The 279-nt window shown below is 58.1% G+C and carries 1 pseudogene; it reads right to left on the reverse strand.

From position 1 onward, the window contains the following. Nucleotides 1-279: pseudogene (locus SB772_RS40195) on the reverse strand (cytochrome-c peroxidase); the annotation flags it as partial.

The raw sequence follows: 279 nt of genomic DNA on the forward strand, positions 1-279 counted from the left end.
CAGGTTATAGAAGTCCATCACCTGCTTCAGGTCGTGATAGACGCCATTGTGGAAAAACACCTTGCGGTTCGCGACATTGCGCAGCGTCGGCGTGAGGAACATGCCGCAGTACTGCGTCTGTTTCGCGAGATCATCACGAAACGGCCCACATACCCCCATATCGAAGAACTTCGGGTCCCTGTTCGCGGGAATCGCAGGATTGCGCGGCACGCCAAGCGCTTCATATTGCGTGTCGGTGAATACGGGCGGCAGGCCGTCCCTGGTCGGCTGACTCAGGTG

The sequence above is a fragment of the Paraburkholderia sp. SIMBA_030 genome (assembly GCF_046535245.1).
In the GTDB taxonomy this organism is placed as follows: domain Bacteria; phylum Pseudomonadota; class Gammaproteobacteria; order Burkholderiales; family Burkholderiaceae; genus Paraburkholderia.